This window comes from Mycobacterium sp. Soil_C_30 (genome assembly GCF_057656995.1).
Window position 1 is genome coordinate 25,281 of the sequence record NZ_JBDGJH010000036.1, and the last position, 16,981, is coordinate 42,261.

Annotated in this window: 18 protein-coding genes; 9 read left to right on the forward strand and 9 right to left on the reverse strand. The window is 66.4% G+C overall.

Features of this window, described 5'->3' with window-relative positions; translation table 11 throughout:
- The first annotated feature begins 53 nt into the window (after positions 1-53).
- The gene (gene log, locus AC3A6P_RS34960; RefSeq protein WP_487697066.1) at positions 54-617 is read left to right on the forward strand and encodes a cytokinin riboside 5'-monophosphate phosphoribohydrolase; all 564 of its coding nucleotides are present in this window, start codon (positions 54-56) and stop codon (positions 615-617) included.
- A gap of 71 nt (positions 618-688) precedes the next feature.
- A complete protein-coding gene (gene fadD6 / locus AC3A6P_RS34965; protein WP_487697068.1) occupies positions 689-2,476 on the forward strand; it encodes a long-chain-acyl-CoA synthetase FadD6 in 1,788 nt (595 codons plus the stop codon).
- 200 nt (positions 2,477-2,676) lie between these two features.
- Here fadD6 and AC3A6P_RS34970 read toward each other — a convergent pair whose 3' ends face one another.
- Complete coding sequence (locus AC3A6P_RS34970; protein ID WP_487697070.1) at positions 2,677-4,053, reverse strand: HNH endonuclease signature motif containing protein; 1,377 nt, start codon at positions 4,051-4,053, stop codon at positions 2,677-2,679.
- 47 nt (positions 4,054-4,100) lie between these two features.
- Positions 4,101-4,424 (reverse strand): ATP-binding protein, encoded by a 324-nt coding sequence (locus AC3A6P_RS34975; RefSeq protein WP_487697072.1) that lies wholly within the window; start codon positions 4,422-4,424, stop codon positions 4,101-4,103.
- Positions 4,425-4,600: 176 nt separating this feature from the next.
- On the opposite strand from AC3A6P_RS34975, the gene folP reads away from it, so the two are divergent.
- From folP to AC3A6P_RS35000, 5 genes are all read left to right on the forward strand, one after another.
- The gene (gene folP / locus AC3A6P_RS34980; protein WP_487697141.1) at positions 4,601-5,425 is read left to right on the forward strand and encodes a dihydropteroate synthase; all 825 of its coding nucleotides are present in this window, start codon (positions 4,601-4,603) and stop codon (positions 5,423-5,425) included.
- The gene (locus tag AC3A6P_RS34985) at positions 5,422-6,375 is read left to right on the forward strand and encodes a glucosyl-3-phosphoglycerate synthase (RefSeq protein WP_487697074.1); all 954 of its coding nucleotides are present in this window, start codon (positions 5,422-5,424) and stop codon (positions 6,373-6,375) included. Before folP ends, AC3A6P_RS34985 begins: the two co-directional genes overlap by 4 nt.
- Before the next feature lie 37 nt (positions 6,376-6,412).
- Complete coding sequence (locus tag AC3A6P_RS34990; protein WP_487697076.1) at positions 6,413-6,751, forward strand: DivIVA domain-containing protein; 339 nt, start codon at positions 6,413-6,415, stop codon at positions 6,749-6,751.
- A complete protein-coding gene (locus AC3A6P_RS34995) occupies positions 6,738-7,310 on the forward strand; it encodes a DNA-3-methyladenine glycosylase I (protein WP_487697078.1) in 573 nt (190 codons plus the stop codon). Before AC3A6P_RS34990 ends, AC3A6P_RS34995 begins: the two co-directional genes overlap by 14 nt.
- A gap of 147 nt (positions 7,311-7,457) precedes the next feature.
- A complete protein-coding gene (locus tag AC3A6P_RS35000; protein WP_005059648.1) occupies positions 7,458-7,625 on the forward strand; it encodes a DUF3117 domain-containing protein in 168 nt (55 codons plus the stop codon).
- Between the two features lie 52 nt (positions 7,626-7,677).
- On the opposite strand, the gene glgA is transcribed toward AC3A6P_RS35000, so the two are convergent.
- Positions 7,678-8,850 (reverse strand): glycogen synthase, encoded by a 1,173-nt coding sequence (gene glgA, locus AC3A6P_RS35005; RefSeq protein ID WP_487697118.1) that lies wholly within the window; start codon positions 8,848-8,850, stop codon positions 7,678-7,680.
- 177 nt (positions 8,851-9,027) lie between these two features.
- On the opposite strand from glgA, the gene glgC reads away from it, so the two are divergent.
- Positions 9,028-10,242: a glucose-1-phosphate adenylyltransferase gene (gene glgC, locus AC3A6P_RS35010; RefSeq protein ID WP_487697120.1), complete on the forward strand. Its 1,215-nt coding sequence runs from the start codon at positions 9,028-9,030 to the stop codon at positions 10,240-10,242.
- Between the two features lie 3 nt (positions 10,243-10,245).
- On the opposite strand, the gene AC3A6P_RS35015 is transcribed toward glgC, so the two are convergent.
- Genes AC3A6P_RS35015 through AC3A6P_RS35040 form a run of 6 tightly spaced genes read right to left on the reverse strand, consistent with a single transcriptional unit; the run spans position 10,246 to position 15,346 of the window.
- Positions 10,246-10,731, reverse strand: a complete 486-nt coding sequence (locus AC3A6P_RS35015) for an MSMEG_6728 family protein (protein ID WP_487697122.1) — start codon at positions 10,729-10,731, stop codon at positions 10,246-10,248.
- Positions 10,732-10,750: 19 nt separating this feature from the next.
- Entirely contained in the window at positions 10,751-11,368 is a 618-nt protein-coding gene (locus AC3A6P_RS35020) for a DUF4126 domain-containing protein (protein ID WP_487697124.1), read from the reverse strand.
- 46 nt (positions 11,369-11,414) lie between these two features.
- Positions 11,415-12,089: a methyltransferase family protein gene (locus AC3A6P_RS35025; RefSeq protein ID WP_487697126.1), complete on the reverse strand. Its 675-nt coding sequence runs from the start codon at positions 12,087-12,089 to the stop codon at positions 11,415-11,417.
- 11 nt (positions 12,090-12,100) lie between these two features.
- A complete protein-coding gene (locus AC3A6P_RS35030; protein ID WP_487697128.1) occupies positions 12,101-13,738 on the reverse strand; it encodes an ABC transporter permease in 1,638 nt (545 codons plus the stop codon).
- The gene (locus AC3A6P_RS35035; protein ID WP_487697129.1) at positions 13,735-14,691 is read right to left on the reverse strand and encodes an ABC transporter ATP-binding protein; all 957 of its coding nucleotides are present in this window, start codon (positions 14,689-14,691) and stop codon (positions 13,735-13,737) included. Before AC3A6P_RS35035 ends, AC3A6P_RS35030 begins: the two co-directional genes overlap by 4 nt.
- Complete coding sequence (locus AC3A6P_RS35040; protein WP_487697131.1) at positions 14,669-15,346, reverse strand: TetR/AcrR family transcriptional regulator; 678 nt, start codon at positions 15,344-15,346, stop codon at positions 14,669-14,671. The genes AC3A6P_RS35035 and AC3A6P_RS35040 overlap by 23 nt, the downstream gene beginning before the upstream one ends.
- A gap of 493 nt (positions 15,347-15,839) precedes the next feature.
- Between AC3A6P_RS35040 and AC3A6P_RS35045 the strand changes: the two genes are divergently transcribed.
- The coding region (locus AC3A6P_RS35045) for a PGRS repeat-containing protein (RefSeq protein ID WP_487697133.1) at positions 15,840-16,981 on the forward strand (1,142 nt) is incomplete at its 3' end.

Sequence of the window (16,981 nt, forward strand, 5' to 3'; positions counted from 1 at the left end):
AGTCTATGGGCGGCGTTGGCGTTTCGAGGCCCAAACCGACTACGTTTTCTCCGGTGCAGTCTGATCGAGAACCCGACCGGCAGTGGGCGGTCTGCGTGTACTGCGCCTCCGGGCCGACACACTCTGACCTGCTGAAATTGGCCACCACCCTGGGAGAGGCGATCGCCGACCGGGGCTGGACGTTGGTGTCCGGGGGAGGCAACGTCTCCGCCATGGGGGCCGTCGCCTCCGGGGCACGCGCCCACGGCGGCCGGACCGTCGGCGTCATCCCGAAAGCTCTGGTGCACCGCGAACTCGCTGACGTCGACGCCGAAGAGCTGATCGTCACCGACACCATGCGGCAGCGCAAGCAGATCATGGAAGACCGGGCCGACGCATTCATCACGTTGCCCGGCGGGATCGGCACCCTCGAGGAACTGTTCGAGACATGGACCGCGGGCTATCTGGGTATGCACGCAAAGCCTGTCGTGATGCTTGACCCCAGCGGGCATTACGACGGGCTCCGCGAGTGGCTGGCGGGACTGGTGGAGACCCGTTACGTCAGCACGGTGGCGTTGGACCGGTTGCTGGTAGTACGCGATGTCGAGGCGGCGCTCGACCTCTGCGCACCCAGATGACAACAACGATTGCCCCTCGCAGTTAGGCTGGCCTGCGAATCGATGCAGCTGAAGACGAGGGGCGCACGCGCATGTCCGAGCAGAACGGTTCCCGATCCTCTGTCGGTCTGACCGACATCGTCAGCCAGGTGCCGGGGGTGCTGGTCGACGTTCCGCAGATCCTGCGGGGGGTTACGACGGGGTTCCTGGCAAGGCCCACCTCCAAGACATCGATCGGCAAGGTGTTCCAGGAGCGGGCCGAGAAGTACGGTAACCGCACCTTCCTCCGGTTCGAGGATCAGTCGCTGACTTACGCCGAGGCCAATGCCGCCGCCAATCGGTACGCCGCGGTGCTGGCTGCGCGTGGTGTGGGCCACGGCGATGTCGTCGGCATCATGCTGCGCAACTCGCCGGACGCGGTTCTCACCATGCTCGCGGCCGTCAAGTGCGGCGCAGTGGCAGGCATGCTCAATTACCACCAGCGCGGGGAGGTGCTGGCGCACAGCATCGGCCTGTTGAAGGCGACGGTGATCATCGCCGAGGCGGAGTTCGTCGAGCCGATCGTCGAGTGCGGAGCGGTGTCTGACGGTGCGCCCGAGCCCACCACGATCGACGAGTTGCACCGGATCGCCGAGACCGCGCCGAACACCAACCCGGCGTCGGCGTCGGCGGTGCTGGCCAAGGATGTCGCCTTCTACATCTTCACCTCCGGAACCACCGGGCATCCCAAAGCCAGTGTGATGACCCACTTCCGGTGGCTGCGCGCGCTGGCCGGTTTCGGCGGTCTCGGCCTGCGGCTGCGCAGTGACGACACGCTGTATTCCTGCCTGCCGCTCTACCACAACAACGCACTGACGGTCGCGCTGTCGTCGGTGCTCACCTCGGGTGCGACGCTGGCATTGGGTAAGTCGTTCTCGGCGTCGAAGTTCTGGGACGAAGTGATCCGGTACGACGCAACAGCTTTCGTCTACATCGGCGAGTTGTGCCGTTATCTGTTGAATCAGCCGGAGAAACCGACCGACCGTCAGCACAAGGTGCGCGTGATCGCCGGTAACGGTCTGCGCCCGGAGATCTGGGATGAGTTCACCACCCGGTTCGGTATCAAGCGCGTCGCCGAGTTCTATGCCGCCAGCGAGGGCAACACCGCCTTCATCAACGTCTTCAATGTCCCCAGGAGCACCGGGATCAGCCCGATGCCGTTGGCCTACGTCGAATACGACGCCGAGACCGGCGAACCCAAGCGTGACGATTCCGGCCGGGTGCGCAAGGTGCCTGCCGGTGAGCCCGGCTTGTTGATCAGCCCGGTGAACAAACTGTCGCCGTTCGACGGCTACACCGACAAGGAAGCCAGCGAGAAGAAGTTGGTGCGCAACGCCTTCAAGGACGGCGACGTGTGGTTCAACACCGGCGACGTGATGAACCCGCAGGGCATGGGGCACGCCGCGTTCGCCGACCGACTGGGCGACACCTTCCGGTGGAAGGGTGAAAACGTCGCCACCACTCAGGTCGAAGGCGCCCTGGTCGATCTGCATGACATCGAGGAATGCACGGTCTACGGCGTCGAGGTGCCTGACACCGGCGGCCGGGCCGGTATGGCGGCCATAAAACTGCGCGACGGTTCGAGCTTTGATGGCAAGGCCCTGGCCGCGGCGGTCTACGGCAAGCTGCCTGCGTACGCGGTGCCGTTGTTCGTGCGGGTGGTGGAGTCACTCGAGCACACCTCGACGTTCAAGAGCCGCAAGGTGGATCTACGTAAAGAAGCCTATGGACCCGACATCGAGGATCCGCTGTATGTACTCGCCGGCCGCGACGAGGGCTACGTGGAGTTCTACGAGGAGTACCCGAACGAGGTGGCGGCCGGGCAGCGTCCGAAGGGCTGAGCTTGCGAAGCCCTGAAGGAGCGCTGACCTGGTGACGCGGAAGCGTCCGAAGGGCTGAGCTTGCGAAGCCCTGAAGGAGCGCTGACCCATGGACGCGGAAGCGTCCGAAGGGCTGAGCTTGCGAAGCCCTGACCTGCGGGCAGCCTTGAGCCGGCCAGTGACTTGTGTTGCCGGCGGCCGGCTTTGAGGTCGCCCTCGGGTTAGGGATCGTCGGGGGCGAGGATCCGGTCGGGGTGGTGATAGACGTTGATGCGGGTTTGTCCGCAGTCCAGTTCCGGGGGTGGGATCCATTCGGTGATGCCGTCCTCGGGTCGGTTGCGGGTGGTCCAACCGGTGGTTTCGACCATCCGGTTGTCCGGCCCGCAGGCCAGGGTGAGGTCTTCGATGTTGGTCTGGCCGCCGTCTTTCCAGTCTTTGTTGGCGTGGTGGACTTGGCAGCGGTACCCGCAGGCGGTGCATCCGGGCATGGTGCAGCCACCGTGTTGGGCCAACAGCATGATCCGCTGCCCCCGGGAAGCGGTCCGGCGGGCCCGACCCAGGTGCAACGGCACCCCTTTGCCGTCGAACAACGCCAGGTAATGAAACGCGTGAGAAGCCATCCGGATGACCTCGGGCATCGGGATCAACGTGCCGTCGGCGGTCAGGCCGTGCCCGACGCCTTTTTCCAGGTCGGTGAGGTTGGCTTTGACGATGACGGTGACGGGCAGGCCGTTGTGCTGGCCGAGGTCACCGGAGGCCAACAACGCCCGACCCATCGCCAGCAACGCATCATGATTGCGTTGGCCTTGAGTGCGGGCATCGGTGCGGGCGCGCTCCGGATCCGGTTCCCCGTCGACCTGCGGGGCCTCATCGGCGGGGTTGCACATACCCGGGGCGGCCAGTTTCGCGTGCGCGGCGTGCAGGGTGGCCGCGCATTCCGGGGTGAGCCTGCCGTGCACCGGCACGTTACCGTCGGCGTCCTGCTTACCGATGGTGAAGTACCGGCCGGCCTGACGATCGACATCGCTGTACTCACCGTCCTGGTTGAGGAGATACTTCAGTCGGTCGGCGACTTCGGTGAAGCCGTCGACATCCAGGGTCGAGGCGTGGCGGGCCAGGTCGGCTTCGGCGGCTTCACGGGCCGAGAAGTCCACCGATGCCGGCAGTTTTTTGAAGAACGCCTTGACCTTCGCCACATGTTCCGGACCGATCAGGCCGTGGGCCTGGGCGGCGGCGATGTTCGGCAACGCCGGCTCCAACGGTTCCCCGGTCAGCGCGGTCCGCGGGCCCAAAAGTGAGGCCGACGTGAGGCGTCGGCCGGCCTCGCCTTCACTGATCCGCAACCGGGCCGCCAAGACCTTCTTGAAGCTACTCGCCCCCAACTGTTTCGGCGCGCATTCCGCCCTCAGCCGTTGATACACCTTGTGATCCAGGGCCGGCTGCATCCAGGTGACGGTTTCACGGCGCTGCATCAGCGCCAACAACTCCAGCGGAGTGAACGCATCGATCGACAACGAGTTCATCTGCGCGGTCAAGGCTTCGATCTGCGCCTGGGCAGCCAGCATCGCCTCCTTGTCGGCGATGGCGGATGAACTCATGCTTCGAACACTAGTTCGAAGCGCCGACAAAACGGCACGCCGTGTGACTACTGATACTGAAGTGACACAGGGGTTTTGGCGTAGCTGTCAGCGCCCGCTAGATGAGTTGGCCCGGAGATGTGGTCGCGCAATCCTGTCAACGGCGCGCAGACCTGGTGCAGTGTCGCGAAGGCAAATTCCATCTCGGACTCGACGCCGGCGACTCGGAGCAGGCCGCAGTCTGCGGCGTGACCCGCCAGCGCGTCCAGCAGCGCCGTCTTCCCGATGCCCGGCTCGCCACTGACCACCAGCGCATGGCTGCTACCCGCGCGCACGGCGTGCAGCACGCCCTCCACCGCGCGGCATTCCTCGCGCCGACCGACCAGCTCCACCAAGCCCTCCTGCAGGCGAAGTGTGCCCCCGGGGTGACGGTAGCGGTCTGACGTGCGTTTCGGGAGTGACAACGCCCGTGAGCGAGCGTGAACACGCCAAATCCCGCGCGGTTAGCCTGGGTAACGTGCAGGCGACGTTTCTGGGCCGTCCGGTGGCCGCTGATCGTGCTCTCATCATGGCGATCGTCAACCGCACCCCGGATTCCTTTTATGACCGGGGTGCCACCTTCACCGACGAGGCCGCCAAGGCTGCCACGCACCGCGTCGTCGAGGAAGGGGCCGACGTCATCGACATCGGCGGCGTGAAGGCCGGCCCCGGGCAGGTGGTCGACGCCGATGAGGAGATCGCGCGCGTCGTCCCGTTCATCGAGTGGCTCAGGGCCACCTACCCCGATCAGTTGATCAGCGTCGACACCTGGCGTGCGTCGGTGGCCAAACTGGCCTGCGCCGCCGGCGCCGATCTGATCAACGACACGTGGGCCGGCGCAGATCCAGGCCTGCCGGAAGTGGCAGCGGAATTCAGCGCCGGCCTGGTGTGCTCACACACCGGTGGCGCCACCCCGCGGACCCGGCCGTTCCGGGTCAACTACGGCACCAGCACCCGCGGTGTGGTGGACGCCGTGATCGCCGATGTCACGGCGGCGGCGGAGAACGCCGTGAGCAAAGGTGTGGACCGTGAACGGATTCTCATCGATCCGACACACGATTTCGGCAAGAACACTTACCACAGTCTTAGTTTGTTGCGGCATGTAAAAGATCTTGTTAAGACCGGATGGCCGGTCCTGATGGCCCTGAGTAACAAGGATTTTGTCGGGGAGACTCTAGGGGTGGGCCTGACCGAACGACTGGACGGGACCCTGGCGGCGACTGCCCTGGCAGCCGCCGACGGGGCGCGAATGTTTCGGGTACACGAGGTCGGACCCACTCGGCGCGTTCTCGAAATGGTCGCGTCGATCCAAGGAGTGCGTCCACCGACGCGCACGGTGAGGGGACTGGCATGACGACTACACCTGACCTGGCCATCGAGAGCAGAATGCGCACCGAGACCTGGCTCGCCGAGAACAGTTGGAACCGCCCCACCTGGACCGTCGACGAACTGATCGCCGCCAAGAAAGGCCGGACCATCTCGGTGGTCCTGCCCGCCCTCAACGAGGAAGAGACCGTCGCCTCGGTGATCGACACGATCTCACCCATGCTCGGTGGCCTGGTCGACGAACTCATCGTGCTCGACTCCGGGTCCACCGACGACACCGAGATCCGGGCCATCGCCGCAGGGGCCAAAGTCGTCAGCCGTGAACAGGCACTTCCCGAACTTCCACCCAACCCCGGCAAGGGTGAGGTGCTGTGGCGGTCGCTGGCCGCCACCACCGGCGACATCATCGTCTTCGTCGACTCCGACCTGATCAACCCCTCGCCGATGTTCGTCCCGAACCTCGTCGGACCGCTGCTCGTGCGCGACGGGGTGCACTTGGTCAAAGGTTTCTACCGGCGCCCCCTGAAAGTCAGCGGCAGTGAGGATGCCAACGGCGGCGGACGGGTGACCCAACTGGTCGCGCGCCCGATGCTGGCTGCGCTGCGCCCGGAACTCGGCGGCGTGTTCCAGCCGCTGGGCGGGGAGTACGCCGGCACCCGCGAGCTGCTGATGTCGGTGCCCTTCGCACCCGCCTACGGCGTGGAGATCGGCCTGCTGGTCGACACCTACGACAAGTTGGGGATCAACGCCATCGCCCAGGTGAACCTCGGCGTGCGCGAGCACCGCAATCAGCCGTTGACCGCGCTCGGCGACATGAGCAGGCAGGTCATCGCGACGCTGCTGTCACGCTGCGGGATCACCGACTCAGGCGTCGGGTTGACACAGTTCTTCGCCGACGGTGACGGCTTCTCGCCGCGGGTGTCACGGGTGTCGTTGGAGGACCGACCGCCGATGAACACCCTGCGCCCCATGAGGTAGTCCAGGCTTGTCGTACCGGTAAGGCAGTATCGGTGACGTGACAATGGTTCTGCTGTACCTGGTCGTACTCATCCTGATCGCCACCGTGCTGTTCGGGGTGGCCAGTGTGGTGTTCGGCCGCGGCGAGCAGCTGCCGCCCCTGCCGCGCGGCACCACGGCGACGGTGCTGCCGGCGTCCGGCGTCACCGGGGCCGACGTGGAGGCGGTGAAGTTCAGCCAGACGCTTCGCGGTTACAAGACCAGCGAGGTCGACTGGGTGCTCGACCGGCTGGGCCAGGAACTGGACTCGCTGCGGGCCGAAGTGGCGACGCTGCGCGGGGACACACTCGACTCCTCGGCTCTCGACGCCGAGGCCGTTGACGATGCCGCTCGCTGAGGACGGCCGGACCCGCTGCGGTTGGGCCAGCGGCGACTCGCAGCTCTACCGCGACTATCACGACAACGAGTGGGGACGTCCGCTCCGGGGCACCACCGCGCTGTTCGAACGGATCAGTCTCGAGGCGTTCCAGAGCGGGTTGTCCTGGCTGGTGATACTGCGCAAGCGGGACAACTTCCGGGCGGCGTTCGACGGCTTCGACGTCGATGCGGTGGCCGGATACGGCGAGCGTGACATCGACCGGCTGCTGGCCGACACCGGCATCGTCCGCAACCGCGCGAAAATCGAGGCGACGATCGCCAACGCCCGAGCGGTGGCCGCCCTCGACACCGATCTGTCGGACCTGCTGTGGTCCTACGCCCCGGCGGCGCGCCCCCGCCCGGTGACAATGGCTGATGTCCCGGCGATCACGCCGGAGTCCACCGCCATGGCCCGAGACCTCAAGAAGCGGGGGTTCAAATTCGTCGGTCCCACCACGGCTTACGCCTTGATGCAGGCCACCGGCATGGTGGACGACCACGTGCAGTCGTGTTGGGTTCCGGTCTTGGCGGACCGTTAACGGCCGGGTCTTGCACACGTAGCGGGGCCGATAAGGAACAATGGATTCGTGAACTGGCCTTTCGGCGCGGCTGGTTACACGGGTGAGCACCCGGCGCGCCGATGGTCCACGACGGGGACGAGTAGTCCAACTTGGAGGGAGCACTCGATGGCGGCCATGAAGCCCCGGACCGGTGACGGTCCACTGGAAGCAACCAAAGAGGGGCGTGGCATCGTGATGCGGGTGCCGCTCGAGGGCGGTGGCCGTCTCGTCGTAGAACTGACACCCGATGAGGCCGCCGCGCTGGGCGACGAACTGAAGAACGTCACCAGCTGAGGCGGGTCCACTCGAAGATGATCGAACCCCGCGCAGAGGCGCGGGGTTCGATTTACGCCGACACCTTGCGGTAGATCTCCACCGTCTGCTCGGCGATGTGCGCCCAGGAGAATTCGTCGATGCAACGCTGGCGTCCGGCGATGCCGTACTGAGCAGCGCGTTGCGGGTCGGCCACCAGGGCGTTGACGGCCTCGGCGATGCCGGCTTCGAATCCCGGCGCATCCGTCGCGTCGTAATGCACCAACAAACCGGTGATTCCGTGCGCCACCACCTCCGGGATGCCGCCCACGTCAGAGGCCACCACCGCCGTCGAACAGGCCATGGCTTCGAGGTTCACGATGCCCAGCGGCTCGTACACCGACGGGCAGACGAAAACCGTTGCCGCCGAGAGGATCTCCCGGATCTTGCCGATGGGCAGCATGTCCCGGACCCAGTACACGCCGGTGCGAGACGCCGACAGCTGTTCGACGGCACTCGCCACCTCGGCGGCGATCTCCGGAGTGTCGGGTGCGCCGGCGCACAACACCAGCTGGATCTCGGGGGCGAACCGGTGCGCTGCGGCCACTAGGTGCGCCACCCCCTTCTGCCGGGTGATACGTCCGACGAACGCGACCACCGGACGCGACGGGTCGACTCCCAGCTCGGCGAGCACGGACTCGGCTGGATCCGAGGAGGTGGGCGGCGCCGGGTACCAGACTTCTGTGTCGATGCCGTTCTTGACCACGTGCACCCGGTTCGGGTCCAGCGCCGGATACACCTTGAGCACGTCCTCGCGCATCCCCGCGCTCACCGCGATCACGGCGTCGGCGGCTTCCATGGCCGTCTTCTCCACCCACGACGACAGCCGGTAGCCACCGCCGAGCTGCTCTGCCTTCCACGGGCGCAACGGCTCCAGTGAGTGCGCCGTCACCACGTGCGGGATGCCGTACAGCAAGCCGGCCAGGTGGCCCGCCATGCCGGTGTACCAGGTGTGCGAGTGCGCCACATCGGCCTGCCCCGCGGCATTGGTCATCACCAGGTCGGTCGACAACATCGACAGCGCGGCGTTGGCGCCCGCCAATCGCGGGTCGGGTTGATGCACTATCGCGTTCGGCCGGGGCGCGCCCATGCAGTGCACGTCGACCTCGCACAGATGGCGAAGCTGATTGACCAGTTCGGTGACGTGGACGCCAGCGCCCCCGTACACCTCAGGTGGATACTCCCGAGTCATCATCGCCACCCGCATACGCCCGACCGTAGTAGTCCGCGCGCGCGAGCGCAGGCATTGGGTCAACCTGACGGGCATTCTTTGGGGCGCTAACTCCAAATACCTTGACGGGCAAGCGTCCATACCACGTAAGAACCGCCACAAAACTCGGCGATTGCCCTAGCCGCGGCTTGATGGTGCGGATAGGTTTGTCTCATGAGGGAAGCGCCACATGTGCTGGGAATCGTCCTGGCCGGCGGGGAGGGCAAGCGGCTGTACCCGCTGACAGCGGATCGGGCGAAGCCCGCGGTTCCCTTCGGTGGTGGTTACCGTTTGATCGATTTCGTCCTGTCGAATCTCGTCAACGCACGGTTCCTGCGGATCTGTGTGCTCACGCAGTACAAGTCGCACTCGCTGGACCGGCACATCTCGCAGAACTGGCGGTTGTCGGGTCTGGCGGGCGAATACATCACGCCGGTGCCGGCACAGCAACGCCTCGGGCCGCGCTGGTACACGGGTTCGGCGGACGCCATCTACCAGTCGCTGAACCTGATCTACGACGAAGATCCGGACTACATCGTGATCTTCGGCGCCGACCACGTGTACCGGATGGATCCCGAGCAGATGCTGCAGGCGCACATCGAGAGCGGCGCCGGCGCCACCGTCGCTGGGATACGCGTCCCGCGGGCAGAAGCCTCCGCGTTCGGCTGCATCGATGCCGACGACTCGGGACGTATCCGCGGTTGGGTGGAGAAACCTGCCGACCCGCCGGGGACCCCGGACGATCCCGAGATGACGTTCGCGTCCATGGGCAATTACATCTTCACCACCAAGGTGCTCATCGACGCGATCCGGGCCGATGCCGACGAAGACCATTCGGACCACGACATGGGCGGCGACATCATCCCGCGTCTCGTGGCCGACGGAATGGCCGCGGTGTACGACTTCAGCAACAACGAAGTTCCCGGCGCCACCGAACGCGACCACGGGTATTGGCGCGACGTCGGAACCCTGGACGCCTTCTACGACGCCCACATGGACCTGGTGTCGGTGCACCCGATCTTCAACCTCTACAACAAGCGCTGGCCCATCCGCGGTGGCTCGGAGAACCTGGCGCCCGCCAAATTCGTCAACGGCGGCTCCGCGCAGGAGTCCGTCGTCGGCGCGGGCAGCATCATCTCGGCAGCGTCCGTGCGCAATTCGGTGTTGTCGTCCAACGTCGTGATCGATGACGGCGCGATCGTCGAAGGAAGCGTGCTGCATCCTGGCGTACGCGTCGGGCGCGGGGCCGTGGTGCGCCGGGCGATCCTCGACAAGAACGTCGTCGTCGGGCCGGGGGAGATGGTCGGCGTCGACCTCCAAAAGGATCGGGAGCGCTTCGCAGTCAGTCAGGGCGGCATCGTCGCCGTCGGCAAGGGTGTCTGGATCTGACGCTCAGCTGCTGACCGGCACCCGACGCTCGCGATCCGACGACGGCCACACGTAGGGCAGGTCCTCGGGTACGTCGGGGAACAGTGGCCGGTAGTGCGCCGGATCCTTCTTCACCAGCGCGGCCTGATGGCTGCGGTGGAAAGCCGGATCGCCCAGCCAGGGCGGCAATTCCCCGGCGCCGGCCAACTCCGTCTGCGTGCGTACGCGACTCAGCCCCGTGGCGGCGGTGAGATCCACCACGAGCGTGGTGGCACACGTGTCCGCCTTGCCCAGCGCTGACCACACGTCGCAGATGTCGAGTCCGTAGCGCACCAAACCCTCTTCGTAACCCGCCCACATCGCGGCCGCGGGGTGGTGCCGCCAGCCGTACCCCGGAACCGTCAGAGCACGCAGCACCTGGATGGTCTCCACCCGCTGCTTGCCGAGCCGTCGCAGGTCCAGGAGACGCGCCGACTCCGCGAAGCCGGGACACGGCAGGAACGTCTGCATGCCCTGCGGATACCCCGTCTCAGCCGGTGTTGCCCCACTGAGTCTCGGGTTGCTGCGCTCGCCGGCGTCGGCGACGCCGACGCAGCAGTGCAGCACCCGCCCACGCCAGGATCACCACTATCACCAGCACCAGCACCGGGATGAGCAGGGCCACCAGGACCAGCGAGACGCTGACACCGTCTTCGACCGTCGACAACACGGGAGCGGCCACCCCGGCGGTGGCGACGTTGGCCGCCGGACGCACCGCGGTCTTGACCAGGTGGACCACCAGAGCGATCACCACCCCGATCGCGACGGGGATCCACTGGCCCGACCGGGCGAACTCCGCGGGGTCGGCCACCGCAACCGTCTGGGCCGTGGTGCCCGAGCCGAAGACGATGCCGCCGGCGGTGGGCCGCACCAACGTCTGCACGGTGTCGTTCACCGAATCCAGCGCGGGCACCTTGTCAGCGACGATCTCCACCACCAGCAGCACGGCGACGATCGTCAACACCCAGCCGTTCTCCATCCACGCCCAGTTACCGGGCAGCGACACGATATCGGTGAACCGCGCGAGCAGTCCGAGCATCAGCATCGGGATGTAGGCGTTGAGGCCGGCGGCGGTCGCCAGTCCCAGGCCCGTCAGCAGCTGCTCCACGGATTCAGTATGCGACGGCTCGGCGGTCAGCCGGCCGGATCGGCGGTCACCAGATGTGGGGGACCAGGCGGTAGGGCACCCGCCTGGTGTATTCGCGGTAGCCGTCCAGCTCGGCGGACAGCATCTTCTCTTCGTCGACGATGCGCATCGCCAAGGCCAGGAGGCCGGGGATCAACACCACTGTCCCCCAAAAGGAGTCCAACGCCGGCGGCGTGCCGATCAGCATCACCAGCGCTCCGAGATACATGGGATGGCGCACCACGCCGTACAGTCCCGTCGAGACCAGGCTCTGTCCGGCTTCGACGGTGATGGTGGCGGCGGCGTACCGGTTCTGGAACACCACCCACTGGGCGACGATCAAACCGGCGGCCACCAGGACATTGCCCGCCACGATCACACTCAGCGGCACGTGCGACCAGCCGAACCGGTGATCGAGGGCGCTGACCACCAACAGTGCCACCACCGAGACCACCGTCGCGGTGACCGCCACCCGCTGTATCGGCCGTTCCTCGGCGACCGGCCCGGCGTGCATCCTCCGTCCCAATGTCGCCGGATCGCTGTACGCCAGATACGCGCTGGGAACCAGGGTGCAGACGGTGAACACCGCGATGAAAAGCCAGGCCTGCCAATAGTCCAACGTCGATGCGGGGACGAACAGGGTGACGCCGAAGAAGATCACGCCGACGACAGTCGAGACCAGTACCTGCGCGACGAGTTTCATGCGGCACCCCCTCAGCGCACGTCACGCCGGCGAAACGTCAGCACGCCCACCGCGATGAGTGCGGCGTCGATCAGCAGTAGCCACAGCAGCGGCACGGCGGTGAACGTGCCGGTCCCGACGTGCGGAACATGGGTGAACGGCTCGAGGTCGATGAGCCACTGCGGGGCACCCGACAGGGAGCCGAGCAGGTAGACCGCGATCACGGCGACCAGCACACCCCAGGCGACCGGAGCGAACCGGGGGAGTGCGCCGAACAGGGCAAGCGCGACGCCGGCCAACAGCCATACCGCCGGAAGCTGCACCGCAGCGGTCCCCAGAACCGTCGGCAGGATGCCTGCCACATCACCTGCGGCCACTCCGTAGGACAGGCCCGCGCCCAGACCGGCGATCAGGATCGCCGCGCCCGAACCAAGCAATGCCATCATGAGATGACCTGCCAGCCAACGGGTTCTGCTGACAGCGCCGGCCAGCACCGTTTCGGCGTGCTGGCTGGTTTCCTCCTGGTGCAGTCGCAGTGTCAGTGACACGGCGAAGGCCCCGGCCACCATGGCCAGCATGGTGAAAGCGACGGCGATGAAAGCCTGCTCCATCGCCGAGGTGCCGCCCAACCGCGTCACGATGTCCTGTGCCAGTTGGCTGTTGCCGATCTCGTCGCCGATACCGTGCACCACACTTCCGATCAACAATCCGTACAGGATCAGGCCGACGGTCCACAGCACGATGGCACCGCGGTCGAGGCGCCACGCCAGGCTGACACTTCCGCGTAACCCCTTGGAGGCCGATCCACGCCCCGGGCGCTCGGCTATCAGCCCGGCGCCGACATCGCGACGGCTCAACAGCACGTAGGCCACGGCGGTCAGCGCCGCCGCGGTGACAAGGTGCAACACCAGCACCCACCACCGGTCGCCGGCGAAGGGGCGCACCTGCAGAGACCAGCCCAGCGGCGAGAGCCAGGACATCCACTCCGCACCGGCGTCACCGACGGCGCGCAAGGTGAATGCTGCGGCGAGCACCGAGAAGGCGGCGCCCCGGGCGAAGCGTGCGCTCGGCGACACCTGCGCGGCCACCGCCGCCACCGCTGCGAACACCAGGCCGGAACCCGTCAGCGCCACGCAGAACGCCAGCGACCCGGCGGCCGGGATGTCCAGGGTGAGCAGCCCGGCGAATCCCACGGCGCCCGTCAACACCACCGCGCCGAAAGTCAGTGTCAGCGCCGCGGTCAACCCCGCGAACCGGCCGACCACCGTCGATTCGAGGAGCTCCGTGCGTCCGCTCTCCTCGTCTGCACGGGTGTGCCGGATGACCGTGAGAATCACCGCCACCGCGATCAGCAGGTGGAACATGCCGGCTTTCCAGATACCGACGGCACCCAGGCTGTCGCCGTACACATTGCCGTACAGCGCGCGTTGCGCCGGGCTCGCCATGATCGACGCCGCGAAGGCCGCGCGGTCGGCGGCATTCGGGTACACCGCTTCGGTGCTGCCGACGTAGACGGTGGCCAATGGGACCGACAGCAACAGGATCCACGCCGGGGCCACGATCCGGTCCCGGCGCAGATACAACCGCAGCAGGCCGGCGGTGCCGGTGAAGCCGGAGGTGCGGGGGACTGCGCGGTGCTGGTTCGGGCGGTCGACGGTTGCGGTGGTCATGCGTGCACCCGGTGCGAATTGTGTTGGTTGCCGGACTCTTCCGCGTCGATCCCGTAGTGCCGCAGGAAAAGGTCTTCCAGAGTCGGTGGTTGGCTGATCAGACTCTTGACACCGGCTTCACCCAGGACGCGGATCAACTCGCCGAGGCCGGCGCTGTCCACCTGGGCGTGCAGGGTGTGTCCGTCGACGCTCACATCCTCGACACCGCTGATTCGGCGGACATCACCGGGATCGCCGATCATCTCGGCCTTGATCGCCGTGCGGCTCAGGTGCCGCAGCGACTCGAGCGTGCCGCTCTCCACTGTCTTGCCCGCACGGATGATCGTCACGCGGTCGCAGAGGGCCTCGGTCTCGGCCAGGATGTGGCTGGAGAGCAGCACGGTGACGCCACGGTCTCGTGCTTCTGCGACACATTGCTGAAAAACGTTCTCCATCAACGGGTCCAGCCCGGTGCTCGGCTCGTCGAGCAGAAGCAACCGCGCGTGGGACGAGAACGCCGATACCAGTGAGACTTTCTGTCGATTGCCCTTCGAGTAGGTGCGGGCTTTCTTGTGGGGGTCGAGTGCGAATCGTTCGAGCAGTTCCTTGCGGCGGGTGTCATCGATGCCACCGCGCATGCGGGCCAGCAGATCGATGGTCTCACCGCCGGTCAGCGAGGGCCACAGCGTGACATCGCCGGGTACATAGGCGATTTGGCGGTGAAGTTCTACGGCGTCCGTCCACGGATCGCCGCCCAGCAGGACGGCGTGGCCGCTGTCGGCTTTGATCAGGCCGAGCAGAATCCGGATGGTGGTGGACTTGCCGGCGCCGTTGGGGCCGAGGAAGCCGTGCACTTCGCCTTGTTGCACTGTCAGGTTCAAACCGTCCAGTGCGGTCATGCTTCCGAATTTCTTGACCAGGCCTCGAATGTCGATCGCCGGCGCCGTGGCGTCAGACTGTTGGTTCGCTGTCATCGGAGATCCTTTCGGTGGATGTCGGAATGGTCAGTCCCTGCTCCTGCTGCGCTGTAAAGGCGTCGTACATGGTCGAGTCCGTCATCAGGCCCTGGGTGTAGACCTCCAAGGCGGGCAGCACCATGTCCTGTGCGTAGTCGTGCAGCACCTTGCGCATGTCCTCGGGATGCTCGTGCAGCTGTAGGTACAGCAGGAATGCGCCCCCGCCGGACATGGCCAGGAAGCGTGCGCGGGCTCGGGGGTTCCGGGAGGGTTTGATGGTCCCGGCGCGCACGCCCTCGTCGATATAGGCCTCGGCGTTGTCGATCATGCTGCGCCACAAGCCTTTCGCCAGGTCGCTGCCGGACTGCATGCTGCGGACCAGGTAGGACATCGCGGGCGCGAAGTCTTCGATCTCGGCAAGCTGGGCGAACCAGGCGGCCGGTTCGTGCGTCTTCAAGGACTCCGACTTCGTATCGCGAATCAACGCGGCGATGTGTTGGTCACAGGCGGCGCGCAAACCGTCCTTGGAGCCGAAATGGTGGATCACCAGCCCCGGACTCACACCCGCTGCTTCGGCGATGGCCCGCACGCCCACCCTGAACCCGTGCTCGCCGAACTGGGCGATGGCGGCGTCGCGTATCCGGGCCGGTGCGGTCATGTCCGTTGAACGCATGTTCAGTATTCTAAACGCGCGTTCAGTGGCCGTCAACAGTGCGGTGTGGACGTGCTGGTTTGAGTTTGCTCGGGCGGGGTATTCGGCGGAGTTATTTACGACCCCGACAGAAATTCGGGTGCTCACAGCAATGTGCTGTGACGGGCCCAGCGACTCACTCGCTCCTGAGTCTCAGCTGAGAGAAACGAGTTCACGCACGCTCGCAGGGCCTGTGAGGGGCCAGTCCTCAGGTTCGCCAGAAAGCTCAGTTAGTGCGGTACTGGGTGCTGTTTTGCGAGGTCGTTACATAGCTCTGAGCTCGACCGCGGCATAGCTAGCTCTCTCAGCTTCTCTCAGCATTCAGGTGAACGTCTTAGGCCCAGTTACATGAATTCACGCGTTGTGCAAATGACGAATTCAGATTTTGGTTCCGCCGCGAGCGTTCGGGTGATACGTTGCTGCGACATGCTCCAGTTGTGGGGTATGTCGCACCTGTCGTGGAGGGGATCCATACATGTCAAAGCACTCACAGAAACCCGGCGGTCGTAAGCCCTCGTTGCGGGCGACTGGCGCTGCCGTCGCGGGCGCCGGGCTGATCCTCGGCGCACCCGCGGTCGCCATGCTGGCCACCGCAGGCGCGGCACAGGCCGCTCCGGTGGAAGAGGCCTGCGTCCAGCTCTTCGGCTGCGACACCGACACCAGTTCGGTGTTCAGCGCCGCCGCCTCCACTCCGACCCCGAACTCGCTGTTCGGTGCTGCGCTCGCCCCGGACCCCTTCGCCGACCCGATCGAAGACTTCCTCGACTTCGCGGGCACGATTCCCGGGCTGAACTTCTTCATCGGCAACGGTGCGGACGGCAATGCCTTCCACGTCGACGGCTTCAACGGCGGCATCTTCCTGGGCAGCGGCGGCGACGGCTGGACCGACCCGACCGGCATCCAGGCGGGTGGCAACGGCGGTAACGGCGGCCTGTTCTACGGCGACGGCGGTGACGGCGGTGACAGCGCCTTCGGCCGCAACGGCGGCAATGGCGGTAACGCCGGCTTCTTCTCGTTCTTCGGCAACGGCGGTAACGGTGGCAACGGCGGCAACGGCGTCGCCAACCCGCTCGGCCCGAACACCGCCGGCGGCAACGGCGGCAACGCCGGCAACGCCGGATTCTTCGGCCTGTTCGGCCAGGGCGGTAACGGCGGCAATGGCGGCGACGGTGTCGATGGCTCCAACGCCCCGATCAACATCCCGCTCCCAGGGCTGCCCGGGGCGCCCGGCACCCCGCAGGTGCCTGGTGTTATCGGCGCCGGCCCGGGTGGCACGGGCAATCCCAGCCTGACCCCCGGTGGTGCGGGCGGCGCTGGTGGTGTCGGCGGTGCCGGTATCGGTGCTGTCGGGATCCCCGCGGTAGGTGGTAACGGCGGCACAGGCGCCGACGGTAACGCCGGTGTGGACGCCGAGGATGGCACCGCCGGTGGTGCGGGTGGCGCCGGCGGTAGCGGCGGCCTGTTCGGAGGCGGCGGCAAGGGCGGTAACGGTGGCGTCGGCGGCGACGGCGGCGACACCAGCAGCGCCGGCGGGGCCGGCGGTAACGGTGGCGCCGGCGGTGAAGCACTCGGCGCCGTCAGCGATGCGACACTGGGCTTCGACGAGGTGCGCCATGG

What these genes read in the sequence shown, in the direction of transcription:
- AC3A6P_RS34995 (WP_487697078.1), top strand. Translation starts at nt 6,738, where the DNA reads ATGCCGCTCGCTGAGGACGGCCGGACCCGCTGCGGTTGGGCCAGCGGC.
- glgC (WP_487697120.1), top strand. Translation starts at nt 9,028, where the DNA reads ATGAGGGAAGCGCCACATGTGCTGGGAATCGTCCTGGCCGGCGGGGAG.
- AC3A6P_RS34985 (WP_487697074.1), top strand. Translation starts at nt 5,422, where the DNA reads ATGACGACTACACCTGACCTGGCCATCGAGAGCAGAATGCGCACCGAG.
- fadD6 (WP_487697068.1), top strand. Translation starts at nt 689, where the DNA reads ATGTCCGAGCAGAACGGTTCCCGATCCTCTGTCGGTCTGACCGACATC.
- AC3A6P_RS35040 (WP_487697131.1), bottom strand. Translation starts at nt 15,346, where the DNA reads ATGCGTTCAACGGACATGACCGCACCGGCCCGGATACGCGACGCCGCC.
- AC3A6P_RS34970 (WP_487697070.1), bottom strand. Translation starts at nt 4,053, where the DNA reads ATGAGTTCATCCGCCATCGCCGACAAGGAGGCGATGCTGGCTGCCCAG.
- AC3A6P_RS35015 (WP_487697122.1), bottom strand. Translation starts at nt 10,731, where the DNA reads ATGCAGACGTTCCTGCCGTGTCCCGGCTTCGCGGAGTCGGCGCGTCTC.
- AC3A6P_RS35025 (WP_487697126.1), bottom strand. Translation starts at nt 12,089, where the DNA reads ATGAAACTCGTCGCGCAGGTACTGGTCTCGACTGTCGTCGGCGTGATC.
- AC3A6P_RS35030 (WP_487697128.1), bottom strand. Translation starts at nt 13,738, where the DNA reads ATGACCACCGCAACCGTCGACCGCCCGAACCAGCACCGCGCAGTCCCC.
- folP (WP_487697141.1), top strand. Translation starts at nt 4,601, where the DNA reads ATGGCGATCGTCAACCGCACCCCGGATTCCTTTTATGACCGGGGTGCC.
- glgA (WP_487697118.1), bottom strand. Translation starts at nt 8,850, where the DNA reads ATGCGGGTGGCGATGATGACTCGGGAGTATCCACCTGAGGTGTACGGG.
- AC3A6P_RS35035 (WP_487697129.1), bottom strand. Translation starts at nt 14,691, where the DNA reads ATGACAGCGAACCAACAGTCTGACGCCACGGCGCCGGCGATCGACATT.
- AC3A6P_RS35000 (WP_005059648.1), top strand. Translation starts at nt 7,458, where the DNA reads ATGGCGGCCATGAAGCCCCGGACCGGTGACGGTCCACTGGAAGCAACC.